At 57.3% G+C, this 21,937-nt stretch carries 20 protein-coding genes and 2 pseudogenes; 9 read left to right on the plus strand and 13 right to left on the minus strand.

The window, feature by feature from the left end; all coding sequences use genetic code 11:
- Positions 1-115: 115 nt before the first annotated feature.
- Both ACFVTJ_RS24850 and ACFVTJ_RS24855 read right to left on the minus strand, forming a co-directional pair.
- Positions 116-1,786 carry a glycerol-3-phosphate dehydrogenase/oxidase gene (locus ACFVTJ_RS24850; protein WP_386911188.1) on the minus strand — a complete coding sequence of 557 codons (1,671 nt, stop codon included), beginning with the start codon at positions 1,784-1,786 and terminating at the stop codon, positions 116-118.
- Positions 1,783-2,934: an alcohol dehydrogenase catalytic domain-containing protein gene (locus ACFVTJ_RS24855; protein ID WP_386911189.1), complete on the minus strand. Its 1,152-nt coding sequence runs from the start codon at positions 2,932-2,934 to the stop codon at positions 1,783-1,785. The genes ACFVTJ_RS24850 and ACFVTJ_RS24855 overlap by 4 nt, the downstream gene beginning before the upstream one ends.
- Before the next feature lie 153 nt (positions 2,935-3,087).
- On the opposite strand from ACFVTJ_RS24855, the gene ACFVTJ_RS24860 reads away from it, so the two are divergent.
- From ACFVTJ_RS24860 to ACFVTJ_RS24880, 5 genes are all read left to right on the plus strand, one after another.
- Complete coding sequence (locus ACFVTJ_RS24860; RefSeq protein WP_386911190.1) at positions 3,088-4,134, plus strand: substrate-binding domain-containing protein; 1,047 nt, start codon at positions 3,088-3,090, stop codon at positions 4,132-4,134.
- A 51-nt stretch (positions 4,135-4,185) separates the two neighbouring features.
- On the plus strand, positions 4,186-5,676 hold the full coding sequence (locus tag ACFVTJ_RS24865; RefSeq protein ID WP_386911191.1) for a sugar ABC transporter ATP-binding protein: 1,491 nt from the start codon (positions 4,186-4,188) through the stop codon (positions 5,674-5,676).
- 19 nt (positions 5,677-5,695) lie between these two features.
- Positions 5,696-6,685, plus strand: a complete 990-nt coding sequence (locus ACFVTJ_RS24870; protein ID WP_386911192.1) for an ABC transporter permease — start codon at positions 5,696-5,698, stop codon at positions 6,683-6,685.
- A 92-nt stretch (positions 6,686-6,777) separates the two neighbouring features.
- Positions 6,778-7,713: a sugar-binding transcriptional regulator gene (locus ACFVTJ_RS24875; RefSeq protein WP_386911193.1), complete on the plus strand. Its 936-nt coding sequence runs from the start codon at positions 6,778-6,780 to the stop codon at positions 7,711-7,713.
- A gap of 131 nt (positions 7,714-7,844) precedes the next feature.
- Positions 7,845-8,801, plus strand: coding sequence for a carbohydrate kinase family protein (locus ACFVTJ_RS24880; RefSeq protein ID WP_386911194.1), 957 nt, complete (start codon positions 7,845-7,847; stop codon positions 8,799-8,801).
- Positions 8,802-9,219: 418 nt separating this feature from the next.
- On the opposite strand, the gene ACFVTJ_RS24885 is transcribed toward ACFVTJ_RS24880, so the two are convergent.
- The 9 genes from ACFVTJ_RS24885 to ACFVTJ_RS24925 all read right to left on the minus strand — a co-directional run bounded on the left by ACFVTJ_RS24885 (position 9,220) and on the right by ACFVTJ_RS24925 (position 17,500).
- Positions 9,220-10,155 carry an acyltransferase domain-containing protein gene (locus ACFVTJ_RS24885; protein ID WP_386911195.1) on the minus strand — a complete coding sequence of 312 codons (936 nt, stop codon included), beginning with the start codon at positions 10,153-10,155 and terminating at the stop codon, positions 9,220-9,222.
- A gap of 9 nt (positions 10,156-10,164) precedes the next feature.
- A complete protein-coding gene (locus tag ACFVTJ_RS24890; protein WP_386911196.1) occupies positions 10,165-11,112 on the minus strand; it encodes an AEC family transporter in 948 nt (315 codons plus the stop codon).
- A gap of 4 nt (positions 11,113-11,116) precedes the next feature.
- Positions 11,117-11,953, minus strand: coding sequence for a triphosphoribosyl-dephospho-CoA synthase MdcB (gene mdcB, locus ACFVTJ_RS24895; RefSeq protein ID WP_386911197.1), 837 nt, complete (start codon positions 11,951-11,953; stop codon positions 11,117-11,119).
- On the minus strand, positions 11,950-12,579 hold the full coding sequence (gene mdcG, locus ACFVTJ_RS24900; RefSeq protein WP_333722361.1) for a malonate decarboxylase holo-[acyl-carrier-protein] synthase: 630 nt from the start codon (positions 12,577-12,579) through the stop codon (positions 11,950-11,952). Before mdcG ends, mdcB begins: the two co-directional genes overlap by 4 nt.
- Positions 12,580-12,583: 4 nt before the next feature.
- Complete coding sequence (locus ACFVTJ_RS24905) at positions 12,584-13,306, minus strand: biotin-independent malonate decarboxylase subunit gamma (protein ID WP_333722360.1); 723 nt, start codon at positions 13,304-13,306, stop codon at positions 12,584-12,586.
- The gene (locus ACFVTJ_RS24910; protein ID WP_386911198.1) at positions 13,293-14,195 is read right to left on the minus strand and encodes a biotin-independent malonate decarboxylase subunit beta; all 903 of its coding nucleotides are present in this window, start codon (positions 14,193-14,195) and stop codon (positions 13,293-13,295) included. Before ACFVTJ_RS24910 ends, ACFVTJ_RS24905 begins: the two co-directional genes overlap by 14 nt.
- Positions 14,192-14,509 (minus strand): malonate decarboxylase acyl carrier protein, encoded by a 318-nt coding sequence (gene mdcC / locus ACFVTJ_RS24915; protein ID WP_386911199.1) that lies wholly within the window; start codon positions 14,507-14,509, stop codon positions 14,192-14,194. Before mdcC ends, ACFVTJ_RS24910 begins: the two co-directional genes overlap by 4 nt.
- A gap of 15 nt (positions 14,510-14,524) precedes the next feature.
- Positions 14,525-16,171, minus strand: coding sequence for a malonate decarboxylase subunit alpha (mdcA, locus tag ACFVTJ_RS24920; RefSeq protein ID WP_386911200.1), 1,647 nt, complete (start codon positions 16,169-16,171; stop codon positions 14,525-14,527).
- Positions 16,172-16,315: 144 nt separating this feature from the next.
- On the minus strand, positions 16,316-17,500 hold the full coding sequence (locus ACFVTJ_RS24925; RefSeq protein ID WP_386911201.1) for a carboxylesterase family protein: 1,185 nt from the start codon (positions 17,498-17,500) through the stop codon (positions 16,316-16,318).
- A gap of 356 nt (positions 17,501-17,856) precedes the next feature.
- Here ACFVTJ_RS24925 and ACFVTJ_RS24930 point away from each other — a divergent pair, with 356 nt between their 5' ends.
- On the plus strand, positions 17,857-18,546 hold the full coding sequence (locus ACFVTJ_RS24930) for a GntR family transcriptional regulator (RefSeq protein WP_386911202.1): 690 nt from the start codon (positions 17,857-17,859) through the stop codon (positions 18,544-18,546).
- Between the two features lie 29 nt (positions 18,547-18,575).
- Here the strand turns inward: ACFVTJ_RS24930 and ACFVTJ_RS24935 are convergent.
- Positions 18,576-18,740, minus strand: a pseudogene (locus ACFVTJ_RS24935) (IS630 family transposase); the annotation flags it as partial.
- Positions 18,741-18,790: 50 nt separating this feature from the next.
- On the opposite strand from ACFVTJ_RS24935, the pseudogene ACFVTJ_RS24940 reads away from it, so the two are divergent.
- Positions 18,791-19,054 (plus strand): annotated as a pseudogene (locus ACFVTJ_RS24940) (IS6 family transposase); the annotation flags it as partial.
- A 122-nt stretch (positions 19,055-19,176) separates the two neighbouring features.
- Here the strand turns inward: ACFVTJ_RS24940 and ACFVTJ_RS24945 are convergent.
- Complete coding sequence (locus tag ACFVTJ_RS24945) at positions 19,177-20,130, minus strand: LysR family transcriptional regulator (RefSeq protein WP_386911203.1); 954 nt, start codon at positions 20,128-20,130, stop codon at positions 19,177-19,179.
- A 245-nt stretch (positions 20,131-20,375) separates the two neighbouring features.
- Here ACFVTJ_RS24945 and ACFVTJ_RS24950 point away from each other — a divergent pair, with 245 nt between their 5' ends.
- Both ACFVTJ_RS24950 and ACFVTJ_RS24955 read left to right on the plus strand, forming a co-directional pair.
- Positions 20,376-21,008 (plus strand): FMN-dependent NADH-azoreductase, encoded by a 633-nt coding sequence (locus tag ACFVTJ_RS24950; protein ID WP_386911204.1) that lies wholly within the window; start codon positions 20,376-20,378, stop codon positions 21,006-21,008.
- 11 nt (positions 21,009-21,019) lie between these two features.
- Positions 21,020-21,613 (plus strand): NADPH-dependent F420 reductase, encoded by a 594-nt coding sequence (locus ACFVTJ_RS24955; protein WP_386911205.1) that lies wholly within the window; start codon positions 21,020-21,022, stop codon positions 21,611-21,613.
- Positions 21,614-21,937 lie beyond the last annotated feature (324 nt).

Raw genomic sequence — 21,937 nt, forward strand, 5'->3', positions numbered from 1 at the left:
CCCAGTAGTCGAACGAGATGGCGCACACCGCGCAATTGGTCACCAACGCTCTTTTTCAACTCCCTCACGACAGACAGAGGCATGGAATTCGGTCCTCCCGGAATATCTTTCCTTATTACGAAATCGCTATGCTGTGAGAATGACACACTTGCAAAGTCGCGTCGATTTCATTCTGCCGCCGTTCAGCCGCCCACTCAAGCGCATCGCCTGCAATTTCAGCTACCTCGGCGATTACACCGGCCGAAAGGTGCCCCGAAAGAGCGATGTCCGTCCGGCGAAACAGAAGGTCGGCGAGCCTACCAACACCTTCGTTGCGGCAGATCCACGAAAGCTCGGCGCGACCATATGAGGGAAGTGACTGCAGCGGCACATTGCCTGCTTGGTCCGCGATCAAGTTTGACCGTGTCCCGTACCGGGCAAAAAGGTCGGCCGCCCTGTCGCGCGAACCCGTGATCTGCGAAAGCTCGTCATTGAAGCGGTGGATTGCTGCAGCATCCGTCGGGAAATTCCGGCCGCCGCCGATCGGCAGATCGCGCGTCGACCGCAACCTGTCTCGGCAAAGTAAGCTAAGGATAAGATCGGTGACTTCTTCAGAAAAACCCCGATAGGTCGTCCACTTTCCACCAATGAGAGAGTAAATTGGAGTGCGTCCGTCTGGCGCGAGGTCGCGGACGATCGAATGATCCCGGGTGACAGCGCCCGGGTCAACGCGCTCGGTCCGTGGCAACGGACGAACACCGCAATAGGTCATGATGACTTCGTTGCCCTGAATTTCAATGTCGGGGAAGACTTCCCGGGTTATGTGCGAAAGATACTGCCTCTCCGTCTCTTCGCAAAACGCTGCGTCAGGGTCATTAACCGGAATGTCTGTTGAGCCGACCAGCACATTCCCCATGAAGGGATAAAGCAGGTTCACGCGTCCGTCGGCGGAGCCAAAATAGACCATTCGGCCGCCAAGCGCGTCATAAAGCCGCTTGTTGCGGACAATCAAATGAGAACCTTTACTACCACCCATGTGTTTCGAGACCACGCCTAGCTTATCGTTGATGGCGTCGATCCAGGCTCCTCCCGCGTTGACCACGATATCCGCAGTCACCGTCGCCGTCGCCCCGCTAAGCGTGTCCGTCAAAATAATCTCGCCGCCAGCCGTTCCCGACGGCGATACGTGGTTCAGCGCCCGCGCTTCGGGATTGTCTTCCTGGCCGTCAAGCAGCAGCTCGAGGCCGAGGCGCTCTGCGTGGGAGATGCGTGCCTCGTAGTAGATCCCCGCCGCCACCACCCGCTTTGTCAGCTCGGGCATAAGCGACGCAATAGATGATTTTGAGAGCATCAGGTGGTTGGGCATGGTTTGGAAGTGGCGGCCAAACAGATCATAGAGCCTCAGGCCAATTTTGGTTATAATCGCGCCGCGGTCATTCATTGGGGCGTTTAGCCGCAGGAAGCGTTTCGCAGAGGGGAGAATGCCGCCAAACAACGAATAAACCGGCAGCACCGTCTCAAGGGGCTTAACGTAATGGGGGGCATTTTTCAGGAGAAGATTCCGCTCTCTCGCGGACTGGCGCACGAGTCGAAACTCGCCGGTTTCCAGATACTTTATACCGCCGTGGATGAGGCGTGAGGGGGCAGCGCTCGCACCAGAGCAAAAATCATTTTTTTCGACTAGCAGCGAGTCAACCCCTTGGGCTGCCAGGTCACGGAAGACTCCGCATCCGTTAATGCCGCCACCGATAATGACGACAGGGTAGTGGCTCTTTAGTGAGTCGAGACGATTGGCAACCATCATCATGCGTTTACGACGGCGACCTTGACGGCGCTTCCCTTTTCTGCGGTTTCGAGTGCTGCAGTGATATCGTTGAGGTCGAACCGGTGGGTGATCATGGAATCCACTTCGATTTGGCCTGCTGCTATCATATTGAGCGACTTTTCGAACTGTAGACGATTAAGGCCGAAAGACCCGGTTACGACGAGTTCGTTATAATGAATGAGATTGACATCCATCATTGCCATGTCGGTAGACGAGAAGCCCGCGAACAGGCTGATCCTTCCGCGATGACGGACAAGAGACAGGGCATCGTTTGCAAGTTTCGTCACACCGATGGCCACGATCAGTTTGTCAGCTCCTAGTCCCTTGGTGTCTTTGTGAACTATCCCCTGCAGATCCTCACTCGACGGATCTACGACAATGTCGGCCCCTGCGGCAATCGCCGCATCACGCCGTGAGGCGCTTGGTTCGCTCACAATAATTTTAAAGGCACCAGAGAGGCGCGCGAGCTTGACGTGAAGCAATCCGATTGGGCCAGAGCCGAGGATCACGACAGTATCACCGACCTCGATACCGATTTTTTCCTGCCCATTCAAAACGCACGAAAGCGGTTCGACGAGCGCAGCTTTCTCCCAGCTCACTCCCTCGGGAATCTTGAAGATGTTTTGGGTTTCGACCGCTCGTTTCGGGATTCGGATGTATTCTGCAAAAGCACCGTCGATCTCGTATCCGATTGCCGTTAGGTTCCGGCAGATATTCTCATAGCCGCGCTTGCAGTAGTCGCAGCTCCCGCACGGAATTGCGGGACACACGGCGACGGCATCGCCACAGGCAAAGTTGCTATGATCGCCAGTGACGACAACTTCTCCGGCGAACTCATGGCCGAGGATTGATGGATAACGAACGCCGGCGGTTTTCCTTCCGCGGAAAATCCTGATGTCGGTGCCGCAGACCGTCGCCGCCTTGACTCGTACCAGAAGATCGCCGTCAGCGAGTACGGGATCGGGAACGGTTTCGAACGACAGTTCATTCGGCGCTTTTAGCAAGCCAGCTTTCATGAATTCCTCCACAACTCGAACATATGTTGTAGCTAGAATACATTTATTCAATTTTTGTGCGAGATAAAATTGCGGGGAACCGCCTTTTTTGGGGTTATCTCCGGTCTTTGCCATTAAGCAGCCAATCCATCGGCCGAAAGTCCGTTTCACGGACGCACAAAACATAGTTGACAAACGGACGATGTTGAACATTTATATTATCATCTTTATAAAAGTTCGGTTGTCAGGACAGGTTGTGGCGTTGCTCGAGGAGGAGCAACCCAATGTGTGGCCACCTTTCCGTCGCAGGGGCGGGAAAGTTGGCCGCTTCGCGGGTTGATGGTGCCTGGCGGTGCATTTCGTAGAGGTTCAAGTGGGAGGTCGAAAATGAAACATTCCAAGACTATGATGAGTGCAGCGGCGCTGTCAGTCGCGATCGCAAGTGGTGCTCATGGGCAGAGCCAGCAAGATCTGATCAAACCGATAGATAAGGAACTGACATTCGTTTTCATACCGAAGGTCATTCACCCTTGGTATGATGTTGTTGCTGAAGGTAGCAAGTTCGCAGCAGAAGAGTTCGCCAAGTCCGGCATCAAGATCAATATCATCTGGGATCAGCCGCCCCAGGCTGACGTCGCCGATCAAAACCAGCGCATCGAGGCCAATATCGGTCGAAAGCCTGACGGGTTGGCCGTTGCGTGTCTCGATCAGGCAACCAATGTTCAACTCTTGACTGAGGCGAAGGCTGCGGGCATTCACGTCACGACTTTCAACTCGTTTTGCGACGACAAATTTCCGTTTGTCGGTCCCAAAAGCAGTTACCAGGACGGCTTCGATCTCGGGGAATTCGTTGCCAAGCATCTCAACGGCAAAGGCAAGGTCGGCATTCTTGCGGGGAGCCTGACGGCCTCTGACCACGTCGAACGCATCCAGGGCTTCAAGAAGGCACTTGAGAGCTACCCCGACGTCAAGATCGTATTCGAACAGCCCGACAACGATATCCTTGAAGATGCGGTGACACTGACCGAGAACGCGCTTCAGGCAAATCCGGACATCGCCGGTATCTTTGGTTCTAACGCTTCCAACCCGATCGGCGCTGCCCGCGCTGTCAAGAATGCGGGTCTTGCGGGCAAGGTCGCGATCGTCGGGATGGACGATCTGCCGGAAGCTGTCGATGCCGTTTGCGACGGTACGATCACTGCGCTCAAAGCACAGCGCCAGTGGGACATGGGCTATTGGACGGTGAAGTATCTCGTCGCGACCAACCAGAACCATACAATCCCGATGCTCCACGACACCGGCTCCCGGTTTATCACCAAGGTCGATTGCAAGTAGACGCAGGATCAAGTGGCGCGCCTCCTGCGCGCGCCACCTTGGAGGTTGCTCATGACAAAATTTATTTTTGAAGCTCGCGATATCCGCAAGGCGTACGGCGTTGTTCATGCCCTGAAGGGCGTATCGATCGGAATCGGCAAAGGCGAGGTTCATGCGATCATCGGCGAAAACGGTGCAGGAAAAAGCACGTTGATGAGTGTTTTTTGCGGGAAGGTGCGGCCAACGGCGGGAACCCTTCATTGCGATGGCGAACAGATCGATTTCGGGAAGCCGCTGGATGCACAGACCGCGGGAATCAGTATCGCTCCCCAGGAGATCAATCTCGTTCCGGATCTATCAGTGGCAGAAAACATCATGCTTGGCGCCCATAAGACTGTCGGTCCGACAATTAACTGGAAGAAGACGCGGCAGGCGGCCGTCCGCCACTTGCACGAAATCGACGAGGGGATCGATCCCGGCAGCAAGGTTTTCCAGTTGAGTAAGGCGCAACAGCAGCTTGTGCAGATTGCCCGGGCAGCGGCCACATCCGCGCGCATTCTCATTCTCGATGAACCGACCGCGACCTTGACGTCGCGTGAAACCGAAAAGCTGTTCGACTACATCAGGCGTTTTCGCGCTGAAGGTGGGGCGGTATTCTACATTTCTCATCGGCTCGACGAGGTTCTCGAGCTCTCGGACCGGATCAGCGTGTTAAGGGACGGGGCGTATGCCGGCGAACTCGATCCCAAGACCACTACCAAGGATGAGATGGTGCGCGCGATGGCGGGTCGTGTTGTCGGCCGCGGGAATCCAGCGCCACACAAGAACATCGAAGATCGCGATATTGTTCTTAAGGTTAGAGGCCTAACCCGCAATGGAGAGTTCGAGGACGTCAGTTTCGATTTGCATCGGGGTGAGATTCTGGGGATTTCAGGCCTTATCGGCGCAGGACGAACCGAAGTCGCCAAGTGCATTTTTGGCCTCACCCAAGCCGATAGCGGCACGGTTGAACTGTTCGGCCAGCGTCTCGAACGGCGCAGCCCTTATGATTGCATCTCCAGAGGTCTTGCCTACCTCCCCGAGGAACGCAAGCAGGAGGGGATTTTTCCACTCCTCAGCATTACCGAGAACATGAGCATGCCGTCGCTCGACCGCTTTGGCTCGTTGCTGCATTTACGAGCATCAGACCTGGCACGTGAAGTGGATGGATTTATCCAAAGGCTTCGGATCAAGGTCTCGTCACCGGGCGACCGGATCACAAGCCTCAGCGGCGGCAATCAGCAAAAGGTGATTATTGGCCGGTGGCTGATGCGCAACGCGCGGGTCCTGATCATGGATGAGCCGACCCGGGGCATCGATGTGGCAGCGAAGTTCGAAATTCAAAGCGAACTGCGACGATTTACCGACAGGGAAGGGCTTTCGATTGTCTTCATATCCTCCGAGCTTGAAGAAGTCATTGATGTGTCCGACCGCATTGTCGTCATGCACGAAGGCAAAGTGAAGGGAATTCCTACTGCGGCAACCGCGACGCAGGAGTCTCTTCTGCAGCTTGCCATGAGCTAGACACGGGAAGGTCAGACAAATGACAAATGACATCACTGCTACAATTGCTCCCGTCAAGGCAAAGCGTGCGGGCTTGATGACCAGGTTCTGGCGATGGGAAGCCAGCGGCATCCTCGTTGCCCTAATTTTATTGATGGTCGTGCTCTCACTAGCGACGAACAATTTTATGTCGTCCTACAACATGTCGGTCGTGGCACGGCAGGCGGCTTTTGTCGGTCTGGTCGCGCTCGGACAGACACTTGTGCTGCTTGTCGGAGGTATTGACCTGTCCGTGGGAGCGGCCGCCGGGCTGTCCGCCATCGTCGGCTCCCTACTTCTGACGATGTTCGGTGTGCATCCATATCTGGTCATTCCTCTGACCATGGCCTTCGGCCTGTGTCTCGGACTGGTCAACGGCATTTTCGTCGCCGGCCTGCGCCTCAACCCGTTTATCGTCACTCTTGCCACGTGGGAAATCTTCGCGGGCCTTACGATGGTTATTACCAAGGGCTACCCGATCCGGCCGCTCGGAGAAACGTTCGGCTTTTTTGGAAAAGGCGAAATCCTCTCTGTCCCAATTCCGGTCCTCGTGTTCCTCATTTCTGGCGTGCTCCTGATATGGCTTCTGACGCAGACCAGGTTTGGTCGCAATATCTTTGCCGTCGGCGGGAATCGCGATGCTGCCGTGCTGGTAGGAATCAAGGTGAAGTTCGTGGAATTCATGGTTTTCGGGCTTGCAGGCATGTTTGCCGCTCTTGCCGGGATTCTCTTTGCAAGCCGCATGGATGCCGGTCAGCCGTCGGTCGGGGAGGGGTGGCTCATGGGCGCAATTACCGCGGCGATTCTCGGCGGCACCAGTCTGCGTGGCGGGCAAGGGTCCGTTGTCGGGACCATGCTCGGCGCTATGCTGCTGACTGTGCTGGCAAATGGAACGGTTCTTCTCAACGTCTCCGGTTTCTGGCAGCGTGTCATCGTTGGCGGCGTCGTACTCATCGCGGTCCTGGTAGATCTCTTCAGGCGCCGGGATTGAAATCCCCGGCGGCATTGCGAGGCTTGTGGCAATCGATTCCCCGGTCCTTTATAGGCAGATTGGAACAATTTCGATAAGAAAGCAGGAAATTGATGTCTGATCTTAACGATGATCTACGGACAAGGGCTGCCTGGCTCTACTATAAGGAAGGGCTCACCCAGGATCAGGTTGCTCAGGAACTGGGACTGGCGCGCACACGTGTCCTTCGGATGTTGGCCGCGGCCCGGCTTGACGGAACAGTCCAGATTCGGGTGGTCTCCAAAAACAGCCACTGCATAGCGCTTGAACGCGAACTCGAACGGAAATTCAGGCTCGAGCGAGCGATTATCGTACCCATGCCGCAGAAGCCAGAAATGGTCCCGGAAATCATTGGCAGTGTGCTCGGCGAGTACCTCACCGATCTCCTGAGCGAGAATATGACGATCGGGCTGGGTTGGGGCAAGACGCTGAGTTCGTGCCTTCCTTCCATCCCGCAACAGCAGGATGCGGGCCTTTCGGTGGTGTCGCTGCTCGGTGGATTGACGAAGGTCAGCAAATTTAATCCGTCTGAGTTTGCGTGGCGTCTTGGAGACAGACTTTCAGCTGAGAGTTACCTGATCGCGGCGCCGGTGTTCGCTCCGGATGAGCGGACCCGCGAAGCTCTGCTCTCGCATCCCGGCATCAGAGAGGTGTTCCGCCGTTCGGAAAATCTTGACGTCGCGATTGTCAGCGTCGGAGACCTGTCGCCGACTTCGACCTTCGTCAGCTACGGCTTGCTCGACAAGGAAGAAATTGTCTCGCTGCAGCGCGCGGGTGCCATAGGCGACGTTCTATGCCGATTCATCGATGCAGATGGAAAAATTGTCGATCATGAAGTGAACCGAAGGGTTGTGGCGGTGGACCCGCAAGCCATTCGTGCTTCGCGAAAAATCGTTCTCGCCTCAGGCGGTTGGCACAAGCTTGGTATCTTCAAAGCAGCCATGAAGATGCTGTCGCCGCAGGTGATTATAACTGACGAACAGGTCGGCGAGCGGTTGCTCGACGACTAGAACCGGAAGGGGGGCGTCAGAATACACAGGTCGTTTGCTGCGGCGAGCAGGGTGGCTTGCCGTATGGGAGGTTTATTGTCACCAAACTGAAGTGGAAGCAGCAGGCAGCTGGCTTCCGGGAGGAGAAGATTATGACGTATGACTACACCTCGATCGGATTTTATACCTTCGACTGCCTGGGACGGCCTGTTACAGAGATCCCACCGGGGGGGAATACCTATTTCATCGAAGAAGTGACGATGGCGGTGTCCGGGGCAGCCGGGGCGGCAGCAATTGTTGGAGCAAAATACGGCTTGAAGGTTCTTGCCGTTGGCGGCATAGGCGATGACCTCATGGGCGACTGGGTCATCCGTCGCTTGAATCAGTTCGCTGTTGACACTTCGATGATGCAGACTTGCAAAGGTGTGGGCACATCATCCTCAATTGTGACCACTCGTCCGGATGGACAAAGGCCTGCGCTGCACATGCGCGGCGCAACAGGCGCATTCGTCGTATCGGAACAAGATTACGACAAGGTCCTGGACTCCAAGGTCATTCACATGGGTGGGACTGGCTTGATGGATCGCATGGACGGTGAGCGTAGCTTTAAACTGATGAAGGAAGCAAAGCGCCGCGGCCGCATCACCACGTTGGATGTTTTTGCCGCCGACAGAAAGGACATGGCGAATGTCGCAGGCCTTCTGCCCTTTACCGACTACTTTATCCCCTCCATTGAGGAGGCTCAGGCGCTTTCCGGTCTTCGGACAAAAGAGGACATTGGCCGATACTTCAACGATCTGGGCGTTCAGTGCACAGTTATGACGATGGGAGAAAACGGAGCGTACTATCACCACATTGACGGCACCCGGTTTCACATGCCAGCGTTCGACATTGATGTCGTCTGCACTTGTGGGTGCGGAGATGCTTTCAACGCGGGATTTGCGACAGGCATTATTAAAGGGCTGAACCCAGAGGAGGCAACACGACTGGGCCAGGCTTCCTCCGCACTTAACGCGACCGGGCTCGGTAGCCAGGCCGGGATCATAGACCTTGAAAGCACGCTCGCATTTCTCCAGCGCGCCCGTAGCCGCACTTCGTGTGCGGCATAATCCAAAAGCGCTCCGAAAGATCGACCGATTGTTGGCCGATGCGGCGCAGGGAGGTGGGTAACTCGCCCGCTTCGTTGCGTCGCGTCCGCAGTTACTGGGGTAGCGTGACGTTTGTTGCCCACCGTGTACTACTGGAGGACGACCGGTCATAGGCCAGCAATTCTAGCCGCGACAGCGAAGTCGGCAAACAACACTATTTTTCGGCTTGGCGCATTTTCGGACATAACGGCGACGGTCCAACCCAGCGTGCCCTGCAGCCTACGAACATGCTTGGACTTTCCACGCTGGCAATCAAGCGCTGGAGACCCGCCTTTACAAGCATCGAGCCAACAGTTGTTACATGGCGTTGCTTTTTGTCGGAGACCAAAATCCGCGGCGCCCTTTCAAAAAGCTGAGAAAGCTAACGTAAGGCTGACGCCTATTGTTGAGCTTGGCGGACGATCCAGTCGCGTATACCAGACAGCCCCTTAAAGTCTTCGGCGCATCGTGAGCGCGTCCTTGGATCGACTTCGGTCGCCATATCGCTCAAAGCGTGTCCAGGGCCTAGCTCCAGAAATGCACTTGCGCCAGCCTCCTTGCAACTCTCCAGGCAACTGGCCCATTCAACTGTATGCGAAATCTGATCAGCGAGCTTAATCGCACCTGATGAGACATCAATAACCGAGGCGCCGTCGATACCACTGAAGAGACGGACCCCATTTGGAACCTCAGAGATCGCCGATATCGCCAGAGAAGATGCGAACGCCGCAGATGCGTTGGCGAGTCTTGGCGTATGCGAGGCAACATGGACTTTAAGACGGACAATACGCTCGGCGCCGCTGCGAACTGCCTCTTCTTCGAAAGTTTGGAGGGCGGCGACTGTGCCGCCCACGACGAAGCCATTGCCAGGATTGGCGATCGCAAGTGCAGTTTCCTGAGTACGGCACAGGCGTTCGATTGCCTCCCGCTTCAGTCCCCGGACAAATGTCAATCCTTCGCGACCGCGGCTTGCCGCGTTCATCGCCTCCGCGCGGATCGCAACGAGCCGGAGCGCCTGTTTCCCGCTGATGAGCCCCGCCAGTGCCCAGGCGGCAACCTCGCCAACGCTATATCCGGCGACCAGACGGTGCTGGGGAAGCGCGTCGCCCAGCGCAGCCTGGAACGCGACTGCCTGCAGCACACATAGGATCTGCGCTGTACGGTTGTCTTCGAGCGCTTCAGGCGATGCGCTGCGCACAAGTTCGCGGGGATCTTGGCCGTCTAGCAGTTCGGCCGCGACAATGAAGAACTCCGCCGCCTCGGGTGCGTCGGCGACCAGATCGAACATTCCAGCGTGCTGTTGCCCTTGACCTGAACAGAGAATGGCGATTGGCAAAGCGGGCTCCTATCTTGGATAGAGGAAAAGGATGGCGGCGCCCACCGTGACCATGCTGCATATCGTGCTGGCGATGACCATTGAACCCGCCTCCCTGGAGGCGACATTGTAGTTGACGCCGAAAAGGATACCGAAAAAACCTGATGGAAGTGCCGCCAGCAAGATTGCGACCGCCGCAATATCGGGCGAAGTCGGAATGATCCGCGTGAGGCCGAAGACGAAAAGTGGTTGCGCGATATTGGACAGAAGAGTGGCCGCAACGACGTGCCGGTCGAGCTGGAAAGGCTGCGAAGACAAAACCAAGCCGGTGAGGAACAATGCGACTCCGCCCGCGGCGTGACCGATCAACTGAAGCGACGATGTTACCAGCACGTCGAGCTGCAGGCCCGAAAGAGACACAAGAGTGCCGCACACCGGCGCAAGAACGATCGGCTTAGCCACCGCGTCTATCATGGCGTTGCGCAAGCGGGTAGCCGAGTTGGACTGCGTCCCATCTAACCCGGTCCTCGATAGTTCGAGGATGAGCAGCGTGATCGGAGTCGGCAAGATGGAACCCGCAGCAATGGCGACAGCCACATGGACCGTCGCCTGAGGCCCGATCACCGCCAGCATGATTGGCAGCCCGGCAGCGGCGTAATTCGGAAGCGCGATCGTCAACGCTTGAACTGCGGCTTCGCCGTGCGACGCATTGTCTCTCAACTTCAATCCATACCAAATGGCGTAGAAGGCCATCATGGTGATGGCAAGCAGCAGGAACAGAGTACCTTCTGCGAACATCTTCTCGCGCGCAGTCGTCGCCGTAGCGACGAACAGGGAAGCTGGCAGCGCAAACTGCATCACCAGCGCATTCAATTCGGTCACATGGTGGTTGTCTATCGTGCGATGCTTTCCAGCAAAATAGCCGAGCGCAATCACAAAGAAGATTGGGACCAAGGCCTGCAGAATGATCTCGATCATTTCGTCAGCTTTCCTGCAGTTCGACGAATAGTGCCATACCAAGCAGGTCGGCACATCCGCCGGGGCTTAGCCGGCGTGCGACGAACGCGTGGTGCATTGCCACCGCTCGCGTGTACCATTCAGGTGCCCCGCAGCCTCCCGCTTCGAGAAAGGCGCAGGCTTCCTCTTGAGCCAACCGAAGGCCCTCCAGGCCTCCCCGGTATAGCAAGTTGGTATCTGTCACGCGCGCTACGAGCGTCATCAACGCATGAACCTGTGCGGCATCCGTATCGAGGGGCGCAAGCCGACGCCCATCTTGGAGCGCCGGTATCGCCACGCTGTAAAGAGATGGAAAGCCTGCTGCGGCTTCGGCACGGGCACCGCCCGCGCCATGTTGTTTTGCCACTTTGCTGCCGTGGCTGTGGAGATTAACCGGGCCACTGACGATATCTGCGCCCCAACGATGTGCAACCACGCGTCCGAGAGTGCCTGGCACAGCGTAGCGCGCCCGGAAACCCGCTGCGGCACAGAGCAGCCCCATCCCAAAGATGGCCCCGCGATGCGTGTTTACCCCTCCCGTCGCGATCATCATCGCGCGCTCCGCTTCGATCCCGATTGACCGAAGCCTATCCATTTCTGCACCTGCGGCCCCGGCCTCGGCGAGGCGTGCGAAAAACGGTTCGAGGACATCCGCACTATGGTTCATCATCTCGGCGTCCATGTCGTGATGCGCGCCACTATCGACCGGACTGACGAGGCCCGGCTTTGGATAGGTCGCGATCTCTCGTTTCAAGCAAAGCGTCGCGGCCTGTCCGATTACGCCTGTATCCAGTCCAGTTGTCGGAGAAAGAAGTGCGGTCATGAGAACACCATGTCGCGAGCAACCAACCGGTTGCCATCCGATGATTTGGCCAAGACCTCATGGGCTCCGCTTGCCCATTCGCGCCATTGGATGGCAAGCCCGCCAGGGGTTACAATCTCGCCGTCAAGCGTCACCATCGACGCCGCGTCGATCGTCTTGATCGCAGCAACTATGCGATCGACGTCGCCAAGCGTCGACGCGTACCACAGGAGGTCAATATCTGACGTTTCCGAGAGATACGGCAGGTCCGTTAGAAATTGCCAGGCAAGGCTTCCAAAGCAGCGCGTATTGGGTTCGACTTCCAACAACGCCTCGAGAGCAGGTCGCCACGTGACCGGGGCAGCATTGATAACATCCGCAATTCTTGGCGGACTGGCGGTCGACGCCACGGCTTCGAGGGGGGCCACGAAGGATAGTCGCTTTTTGCCCAATGAGGGTGGCAAGGGAAGGCCCAGCGGCAAACTGTCTTTGCTGTCGTTGCAAAGTCGCCGACGTGCAATGAGCGGACGCCCGAGCATGGCCCAATCGGCGAGCTCGGCGAGGTCGCGGGTATCCCCATGCGTCTCGAAGAGTGCACTCCAGGATGCCGGGTAAAGATAAACGAGCTGATGTCTGTCGAAATTCACCGGATCATCCCCTTTTCCTTGCAAGGGTGACAATCTCGTCCGCGATCCCTTCGGCCTTTAACCTTCCACCGCGTTCTTTGCCGAGCGCCGCCCGATCATCGCCCTTCTGCGGTCGCGCAAGCAGCATTGCAAGCTGATCGGCCAATGGCAATTCGGGTTTCCACGTTTCGGCAATGGCGCCGGTCTGAGCGAGATTTTCAAGACCTGGCGCAAAAACCGGGGTTGCCTTCGCCTTCTCCTTTAAAACGTCGATCGGCAGCTTGGTGACGCGCGCCATCGATGGCAGGTCCATCACCTGCGGATGGGCGCCAGGCAATGCCACGAGCGTTCCGCACGCAAGCGCCGTCGCGATGAAAGCGCCCGCCGCACTGCCACCATAGAGCAGGCCGATCGTACGATGGCCGCTCACCTCTGCCAGCAAAAGCGATTTGGCGAGGTGCGCGAGATATTCGCTCAGCCCAAGAAGTTCGTCGCGCCGGCTCATTCGCTGGCTTGAGGTATCGACGAGCAGCAGGATGGGACTTGCATCATCGATGAGCGCGATCTTCAACGCATGGTCGGCCAGGCGTATCGCCTCATCGATACCGATCGCGCGGCCGCCGCCGACGCTCATCAAATGGATCATCTCACCATTGAGCGCAGTGGCCGTACCAAACGAAAGATCGCCATCAGCCGTCAATTGGTGACCAGTCGGAAAAAGTGAATTCAGGATTTCAGCGGGCGTCATCTGCGCTCTCCCCGTGCTTAGCGGCAAGTTCCGCGAACTCTTCTGCCGGCATTGCCGGGATGTCGTCCGGGATATCGATCCCGAGTGCAGCCCAAATGTCGGTTGCGTCAGGTGCATCGCCGAACCGGGTGATACGGCGCTCAAGCCTGTTCTGTTCGGCAACCAGCGTTTCGGTCGTCAGCGGCACGGACCTGGCAAGGCCGGCAGCCGCCGCGGTGCGAAAGGCGGCGGCGTCATCAGCGACGAAAACATCCGCCCCACCGATAAGCATTCGATGTTTTCCGCCCATCGTCCGCCAGACGAATGCGCGATCGCGGGAATCAAACTCCTCGACGCCCTTGTTCGTCTCGATGACCTCCGGACCAGAGACGCTGATCCGCCCCTGCTCCGAAACAATCAGCATCGAGCAGCATCCAGCGATCAGCCCCCCGCCGCCATAGCAGCCGGCGCGCCCGCCGATCAGCCCGACGACACGGCATCCCGCTGTCCGCGCTTCGAATATGGCGCGCATGATTTCGGCGATCGCCAGTTCACCGGCATTCGCTTCTTGAAGACGGACGCCGCCGGTATCAAACGCGATGACGACATCACGCTGCAGTAGCTTTGCCGCACGGAGGAGACCGGTGAGCTTGGCACCATGAACTTCGCCGAACGCGCCACCCATGAAGCGGCCCTCCTGGGCCGCAACCAAAACGTCTGTGCCCATAATGGTCGCCGCACCGACGACAATCCCGTCGTCAAATTGCGCGGGCAGATCAAAAACCGCGAGGTGTGGGCTGATCTCTCTGCGCTCCGGGCCGATGAACTCGGCGAAGCTGTTGTTGTCGACCAGAGCTGCGACGCGGTCGCGCGCACTCGCTTCGTACCAACTTTTGTGGGAAGCAGTCATTCCTCTGGCTCCTCGATCAGGCGGACGCCTTGGGCGAGCCGCAGTGAGACGGTATCGGGGCGCGCGCCGCCATCATTTATAGCGATGCGCAGGCCCCCGGCGGGACGGCGTGCGACGAAGTCTGAGGTGACCGCCTCCCATAGTTCGCGAAAACCGTGGGCGGCCGTGTTTATCTCGATCGTGCAACGGTCAGGCGCGACGCCTCGCTCGAGCAATATTTCGAGATTGCCAGATGCGACGACTCCGACCAACGCCATCGGCCGCTTACCTTGCGCGGCGGCAGGTGCCGCCAGATCAAATCGTAGTTTTTCCATGACAGAAGCGTCTCCTTACCAGTTGCGAAAGCGGCTCGGCGGCTGGTAAAGCCCGCCTGAAGCCAGCATCAGGTCTTTGATGGATTTTGCGGCGAGCAGATTTCGGTTGGCATCGAGCGGATCGATCCCGAGATCTTCCGGTCGCTGGATCACTTTCCGTGCTCGCAATCTCTCGACCATCGCCTTATCGCGACGTCGGCCAATTTCTGTATAGCCGGCGACACCGCGGATTGCCTGCTCCCGCTCATCTGCGTTCTTGCAGAGCAGCAGGTTGGCGATGCCCTCTTCCGTAACAATATGCGTGGTGTCGTCCGCGTAGACCATGATCGGAGCGAGTGGCAGGTTGAGTTTTTCGGCCAGTTCCAAGGCGCCGAGCTTTTCGACGAAGAGTGGCGTATTGCCTTCGCCAAACGTCTCTCCAATTTGGACGACCAGCTTGCGGCCACGCCTGAGCGGTGATGGCGTGTCGGGATCTGCCTCGGAGCCCGCCTGAAGCCAGGGTGCGCTGGGATGGCGCCGCCCGCGGGCATCGGACCCCATATTGGGCGCCCCACCGAAGCCTGCGACGCGATCGGCCGTGACGGTCGAGCTGTGTCCGGAAAGGTCAATCTGCAACGTCGAACCGATGAACATGTCGCAGGCATACAAACCGGCAATCTGGCTGAAGGCTCGGTTCGAGCGCAGTGAGCCATCCGGCCCGGTAAAGAAGATGTCGGAGCGGGCGGCAAGATAGTCTTCCATTCCAACCTCCGATCCGAAGGAATGGACCTGTTCGATCCAACCCGCCTCGATCGCCGGAATGAGCGTGGGGTGCGGGTTGAGCGCCCAGTGCGTGCAGATTTTGCCCTTCAAACCGAGTTTTTCGCCATAGGTCGGCAGCAATAGCTCGATCGCCGCCGTATTGAACCCGATGCCGTGATTGAGACGACGCACACCATATGGCGCGTAAAGACCCTTGATCGCCATCATCGCGGTCAGAATCTGGGTTTCAGTCATCGCCGCTGGGTCGCGCGTGAACAAAGGCTCGACATAGAAAGGCTTCTTCGCGTCAACAACGAAGTGGACTCGGTCGCCGGGAATGTCTACGCGGGGAACCTTGTCGACAATTTCCTCGACCTGAGCAATGACGAGGCCGCTCTTGAAACTGGTCGCTTCGACAATGGTCGGCGTGTCTTCGGTGTTCGGGCCGGTGTAAAGATTTCCGTCGCGATCTGCGCAGACGGCAGCGATGAGAGCAACGTTGGGCGTCAGGTCGACGAAATAGCGCGCGAAAAGCTCAAGATAGGTGTGTACAGCACCGAGCTCTATTTGCCCGCCGAAGAGCAGTCGGGCAATACGCGCGGATTGCGGTCCCGAGTACGAGAAATCGAGCCGCTTTGCTATTCCCTTTTCATAGAGATCCAAATGTTCGGGCAACACGACGCCGGACTGGATCATATGCAGGTCGTGGATCTTCCCCACATCGACATTTGCAAGGGCTCTCGCAAGAAGATCCGCCTGTTTCTGATTGTCGCCCTCGAGGCAGACACGGTCTCCCGGTTTCAAGACTGCCTCCAGAAACCTCTCAAGCGCTGAGGACTTTACGACCTTGCCGGCAGCAAACGCAGTGCCCGCGTCGATCCGTTCTCGCAATGCCTCTCTCTGTGTGTTCCAGTTTTTCATTTCGCTATCCGATCCAATTCAAAGCTGGTGTTCATAAATGCCCTCCGAGCAGGGCCTCATTTGACGGGCCGACCAAATCCGGTTGGGAGCAAGACTCCAGAACTCGCCAAGCATTCCGGATTACGGACCGCCCAGACATAGACGTCAGGGCAAGATTCTAACGGTGCCGGGCGACCAATCTGGGTCGGCATAATCGCCGCGTGCGAAGTCAGCCCAGAGCTTGCGCATACGCCTGCCGATCGGCTCGATCTTAGACCAGTCGGAGCCGGCAACTGCGGGGGCGGATCGCCAGGCTTGTTCGCTACCCAATAAGAACGGCAGCTCGATGCAGTGGCATGCGCCTAGCCCTGTGCCGGGCGACTCCCAGTCAAAGCGATAAAGCAAGGCCCGATGTCCCTTTTCCGCCATATCGCGCACCAGACTTCGCGAACCGCCCTCGAACAGCTCGTTCATCTCGCGCGTCTCGTCGAGAAAGTGCGTTTCAGTTCCAGGACTTGGCTGGATTTGTTTTTGCAGAAGAACGAACGGCAATGCGTCGTCTCTGCACCAGCCGGCAATGACATCGACGCCCGGACCCCTGTCAGCAGGCGGCAGAACCGCACTCCAGAGAGCCAGTCTTTTTAACTTGGCAGCAAGTCTGCCTTGAGCGACGATGAGTTCGTCGATTGTCGCGCCGCGTGGGTCGCCTCCGAGTTCGTCCAGAAACATATCCGAAGTCGTGTCCGCCTCGGCGCGGGTGTGGGCGAGACCATACGCGCCGCTTTGCAAAATCGCGCGCTTGAACAGGCCTCCGCCATGACCCCACGCAAGCATAGTGGCTATCGAACATCCTCCTGCCGACTGCCCAAAAACGGTAACGTTTTCAGGATCACCACCGAAGGCTCCGATATTGGTCTTGACCCATCGCAGCGCGGCAACTTGGTCGGCCATAGCCGGGCTAGGATCGCTCCCGCCAGGCTGCTGGAAGTAGCCGAAAACGCCGAGACGGTAAGTTACGGTGACAACGACAACCCCTTGCTCATATGCGAGCTTGTCACCATCGTGCCAAGGAAGCTCGCCACCACCTGTTACAAAGCCTCCTCCGTGAAAGAAGACCATTACCGGCCGCTTGCCGGAGAGTGCCGGGCTAAAGACTGAGAGAACCTGACAATGTTCACTCATCTCCATTTCAGGCATCGGCCCCTGCACCAACTCAAGACGAGAAGGAAGTTGGGGGCATACTGGACCCCGCTCGGTGAGACGCACGCCGTCCCAAGGAATCAGCTCAGGCTGCTCGAACCGAAGAGAATGGGCGTACCGTATGTTTCGAAATATCTCGATGTCGGTCATGACTTTGGTTCTCCTAGCGGCTTGGAAACGCATGGCTTTGCTCGGCAAGCCGTCGATCAACATGCTCAGCCCATCTTTCAGCTACGTGTCGCGGATCCCAATGAGTACGCGGGATAGCGCCTCACGAGTGTGCGCTAAACTTAGATTTTAAATCGCTCCGGCATTCCATGTGAACACTTTCTGCCTTTTTTGTATTTTTATAATGTTATTATGTCAACTAGTGCATACAACAATCTCGAATTTTTCTTTAATGCGTACAACGAGGCGATTTTAAGGGGCTGGTGTTTTTCGCCCAATGGACATATCGGTTGTGATGTTTTATGCGGTAAACGCGATCAATCCGCGCGAGGGACCGAATGAAAAATCCTGACGAAATCGACGCCGACGAGGGTGTGGAATCCCGTGAGCGCCTGTCTGATCGGATTCTGAACGCGCTCACTGATGACATCGCTACTGGAGTTTTGGCGGCCGGTACGGCTCTTGATGAGAAGCAGCTTGCCGACCGCTTTGGCGCATCGAGAACGCCTGTAAGAGAGGCATTGCGCCAATTGGCAGCTAGCGGCCTGGCAGAAAATCGTGCCCGTCGTGGAATGGTTGTCACGCGGATGACGCCGGAACGGGTCATGGAGATGTTCGAGACGATGGCAGAGATCGAAGCATTATGCGTTCGCCTCGCCACGTTCAGAATGACGCCATTGGAGCGTGGTCATCTCATGGAACTTCACGCGAAGTCAGTCGGGCTCGTAAGTGCAGGAGACTTTGATGGATACGATGAGTTCAATCGCGACTTTCACGAAAGCATATATCGCAGCACTCACAATGACTTCCTCGCGGAACAGGCACTCAGTGTCAGAAGCAGGCTTAACAGTTTCCGCCGTACTCAGCTTAGACACGGCGACCGCCTGCTGAAATCTCGTGAAGAACACGAGGCTATCATGCAAGCGATAGCTGAAGGGGATGGTGAAGTCGCGGCGCGGAGGATGCGCGCTCATATGCTAAATGCGGCGACATCACTTCGACAGTATATCGAGATACATTCCGAATAGAGTTTTTGCGCCAATATAGCGTTTCCCTTTCATATTGGATCGTATCGGCAGGAGTTGAAGAAGTTTCGTACTTGTTGAGGATCGATAAGGTCGATGTCCGATTCCGGCCAAAGACCTGTCAACGTGCGCTTTACCGCTTGGCGCAGAAGAGTTTTCAGCTTGGAGAAAGCTTTTTCTATGGGATTGAATTCCGGGCGGCATCGTAACGCAACCTAGGATAGATCAAAACATGGGATCTGTCGGTATGACCCGACTTGCCCGTGATCCAACTTATCGACGCCATCGATTTCTTGCAGAGGCGATTGCCCACTCGGTGTGGCTCTAGGTCCGGTTTCCCCTCAGTCTGCGTATGGTCGAGGAGATGTTGGCCGCCCGTGGCGTTACCGTCTCTCACAAGACCGTGCGGCTCTAGGCTGAGAAATTCGGCAGATACTTTTCCAATTATATCCGGAAGCGATCAGCCGGCAGGCTGGTCGTCAAGTGGCACCTCGATGAGGTTGTTATCACCTGAACTTCATGGAAAAATCGATCGGAGAAGTTCTAAGTGGTTAATTCTTATGGAGCGATCGACCGCCGTTTGCTGGCGATACGAGCGATGCCCACCGCAGCAAGGGGGCCCATAGTGGGCATTCAGTTTCTTGCGCAAGCCGTGGTCTCTACCCCTACGGCAGTCCGGGATGAGTGATTTGACCGGGGCCCGCTAGCGAGCATCGCGATCAGGTGAGCTTCGCACTCTAATGGGTCAAGGCCTCTACGCCGCGAGATCATAAATGTCAGCGGACGAAGGTGCCATGCATGCCGCGTGAGCTCCACGAGGACTCCGCTGGAAAGATCACCGAAGACGAGGTCTTCAGGCATATGTCCCCAGCCCAGTCCTGCTTTGAGCAAGTCGTGCTTGGCGCCGAGTTCGTTCACAAGCCACCGACGCTCCCCGGCGATCGCCACCGTCGACTTCTCAGCATCGGGCTGGTTGTCGGTGACGACGATCTGGATATGTCGGCTGAACTCGTCGCGCGCCGCGGCCCGCCCGAGGTTGGCGAGCGGATGGGAGGGAGAGCAGACGGTGACCATCCGCGTGTCGCACAGCCAGTGCCTCTCAAGCGCACTCGGCTTCAGTTCGGGCACGTCGGCGGCGGTGATAGAGAACACGCACTCCCCATCCAGAACCAGTGCCTCTCCACCCTGCATCGTCGTCATACGCAAATTCACGACGGCTGTCGGCGCATCCAGGCCGAACTGCCGCAGGCAGGCGATGAGGTGCCTGCGCGGATAATAGACGTCCACGGCGATCGAGAGCTGTTCAGCGCCTGACGTGGAAATCGAGCGGGCACGGGTCTTCATCTCCTCCGTGCGCGCGATAACCGCCCTTGCATCGGGAAGAAGGCTTCGGCCGGCCGGAGTTAGCTCCGCCCGCCTCGTGCCGCGCTCGAAGAGTTCAACCGACAAGGCCGCCTCCAAGGCGGCGATCGCGTGACTGACTGCCGACTGCGCGCGCAACAGGGTTTTCGCGGCACCTGAAAAGCTCCCCGCATCACATACGGCCACAAAAGTGCGGAGTTGGTTGATCGTAACGCCGTCGAGCATTGTATGCCATCAAAAGATTAGATCGATAGCAGCAAAGTTACGTCAATTACATAGATAGCGCAATCTAACTAAATAGAACTCGATCAGTCACCAATCACATTCGGAAAGGCCGTGTCATGGCTGAGCGAGAATACATAAAAGCATCATCGAGCCGATGGATCGACAAGGTGGTCCGTCTGTTTAAGCCGGAGCCTCAACCTCAAGCGACCGCAGTCGTGTCAAAACTTCCGAAACAAAGGTCCAACATGCCCACTCTCCTCGTGATTGAGGCCAGCCCTCGATATGACTATTCTACCTCCCGCAAGCTGACCGCGGTCTTCATCGACCGCTGGAACGCCGAAAATCCAGGCGGCGACGTTATCGTCCGCGATCTGATGAAGACTAACCTCCCATTCGTTGACCTTCCGTGGATCATGGGTGCGTTCACGCCTGCCGAAACGCATTCCCCGGAGGCGACCGCGGCCATCAAGGTTTCGGACGATCTTGTCGCTGAGCTGAAGTCAGCGGACCAGGTTCTCATTGGCACGCCGATGTTCAACTTTTCCATTCCGGCCGTTCTCAAGGCCTACATCGACCATATTGTCCGCGTTGGCGTGACGGTGTCCGCCGACAACAAGGGCCTTTTGACCGGCAAGAAGGCGAACATCATCCTCGCAACTGGCGGAGATTTCTCTCCCGGTTCTCCAGTCGAGCAGTACAACCTGGCCAGCGGGTACCTCCGTCAGGTCCTCGGATGGATCGGCATTGTCGACGTCGATCTAGTCCTCGCCGGACGTGCCCGCGCGGGTGACTATGGCGAGAAGGCAGTCGAGGAATTCGGCGCAGTCGTCTCGGCGGGTGTGAACAAGAACGCCGCATCGCTCGCGGCAGCATCGTGAGGGAGAAAGTCATGAAATACAGCATTATCGGAACTGGCAGTGTCGGCATCACGCTTGCAGGATTCTTTGCGAAGAACTCAATCCCGGTCGCGGTCGCAAACACGCGAGGACCGTCGGTCGTATCCTCCTCGATCAAAGGCCTCGGCGACAGCGTCAGACCGTCGACCGTCGAAGAGGCGCTGGACGCCGACATCATCTTCCTCGCGGTCCAGTTCCTGAACTTCAAGGACGTAGGCAAGCTTCGCTCGGACTGGTCCGGAAAGATCGTCGTCGACGTGACGAATTCGGCATTCCTTCCACCGGAGGTCCAGGAACGCGAACTCAAGGGTCGTCTGTCATCGGAAGTGAACGCAGACCGCGTTCCTGGTGCAAAGCTGGTTAAGGCGTATAACCAGCTTCCGATGCAGGGCCTGACCGCGCCCGTGCCCGCTGGCGGGCGTCGCGTGGTGTTCATTTCCAGCGATCATGCCGATGCGAGCGCGGCCGTTGCCTCAATCACCGAGAACCTCGGCTTCGCACCAATTGAAGTTGGAAAGATCGCCGAAGGTGGTCGCCTGATACAGGCGCGCAACGCCCTCGTGTTCCAGAACCTGATCAAGTTCTAGTATGGGCCTCCATGTGGAGGCATTTGAGCCTAGTGAGCGACAGCGGTCTTCGGCAACAGCCGCTGTCGCTCGAAATGTGGTGCCCGCTCTTAGGCAGTTCCTGATAAAGCACGATGACCACTCCCACGCGACGCTACAACCAGCGCAATCTACGTCAGGCACTCCAAGAGGGCGAACTCAAATTTCCTTTGCAAATCAGATAGCTAAGCCGGCCTTGCAGGTGTTTGCTACCTAGAGCAGATCCTGTGATCGATGAATCGATTGTGAAGTGACAGGGCGAGCCGAAGGTGATTCAAGATCCACTGCGAAAGAGGTGGATAATGG

The organism is Agrobacterium sp. NPDC058088 (genome assembly GCF_042885035.1).
Lineage (GTDB): Bacteria > Pseudomonadota > Alphaproteobacteria > Rhizobiales > Rhizobiaceae > Agrobacterium.

Coding starts and splice junctions, on each gene's coding strand:
- ACFVTJ_RS24945 (WP_386911203.1), bottom strand. CDS start 20,130: ATGCTCGACGGCGTTACGATCAACCAACTCCGCACTTTTGTGGCCGTA.
- ACFVTJ_RS24850 (WP_386911188.1), bottom strand. CDS start 1,786: ATGATGATGGTTGCCAATCGTCTCGACTCACTAAAGAGCCACTACCCT.
- ACFVTJ_RS24865 (WP_386911191.1), top strand. CDS start 4,186: ATGACAAAATTTATTTTTGAAGCTCGCGATATCCGCAAGGCGTACGGC.
- ACFVTJ_RS24855 (WP_386911189.1), bottom strand. CDS start 2,934: ATGGCAAAGACCGGAGATAACCCCAAAAAAGGCGGTTCCCCGCAATTT.
- ACFVTJ_RS24955 (WP_386911205.1), top strand. CDS start 21,020: ATGAAATACAGCATTATCGGAACTGGCAGTGTCGGCATCACGCTTGCA.
- ACFVTJ_RS24880 (WP_386911194.1), top strand. CDS start 7,845: ATGACGTATGACTACACCTCGATCGGATTTTATACCTTCGACTGCCTG.
- ACFVTJ_RS24890 (WP_386911196.1), bottom strand. CDS start 11,112: ATGATCGAGATCATTCTGCAGGCCTTGGTCCCAATCTTCTTTGTGATT.
- ACFVTJ_RS24875 (WP_386911193.1), top strand. CDS start 6,778: ATGTCTGATCTTAACGATGATCTACGGACAAGGGCTGCCTGGCTCTAC.
- mdcB (WP_386911197.1), bottom strand. CDS start 11,953: ATGACCGCACTTCTTTCTCCGACAACTGGACTGGATACAGGCGTAATC.
- ACFVTJ_RS24925 (WP_386911201.1), bottom strand. CDS start 17,500: ATGACCGACATCGAGATATTTCGAAACATACGGTACGCCCATTCTCTT.
- mdcA (WP_386911200.1), bottom strand. CDS start 16,171: ATGAAAAACTGGAACACACAGAGAGAGGCATTGCGAGAACGGATCGAC.
- ACFVTJ_RS24905 (WP_333722360.1), bottom strand. CDS start 13,306: ATGACGCCCGCTGAAATCCTGAATTCACTTTTTCCGACTGGTCACCAA.
- mdcC (WP_386911199.1), bottom strand. CDS start 14,509: ATGGAAAAACTACGATTTGATCTGGCGGCACCTGCCGCCGCGCAAGGT.
- ACFVTJ_RS24930 (WP_386911202.1), top strand. CDS start 17,857: ATGAAAAATCCTGACGAAATCGACGCCGACGAGGGTGTGGAATCCCGT.
- ACFVTJ_RS24950 (WP_386911204.1), top strand. CDS start 20,376: ATGCCCACTCTCCTCGTGATTGAGGCCAGCCCTCGATATGACTATTCT.
- ACFVTJ_RS24910 (WP_386911198.1), bottom strand. CDS start 14,195: ATGACTGCTTCCCACAAAAGTTGGTACGAAGCGAGTGCGCGCGACCGC.
- ACFVTJ_RS24870 (WP_386911192.1), top strand. CDS start 5,696: ATGACAAATGACATCACTGCTACAATTGCTCCCGTCAAGGCAAAGCGT.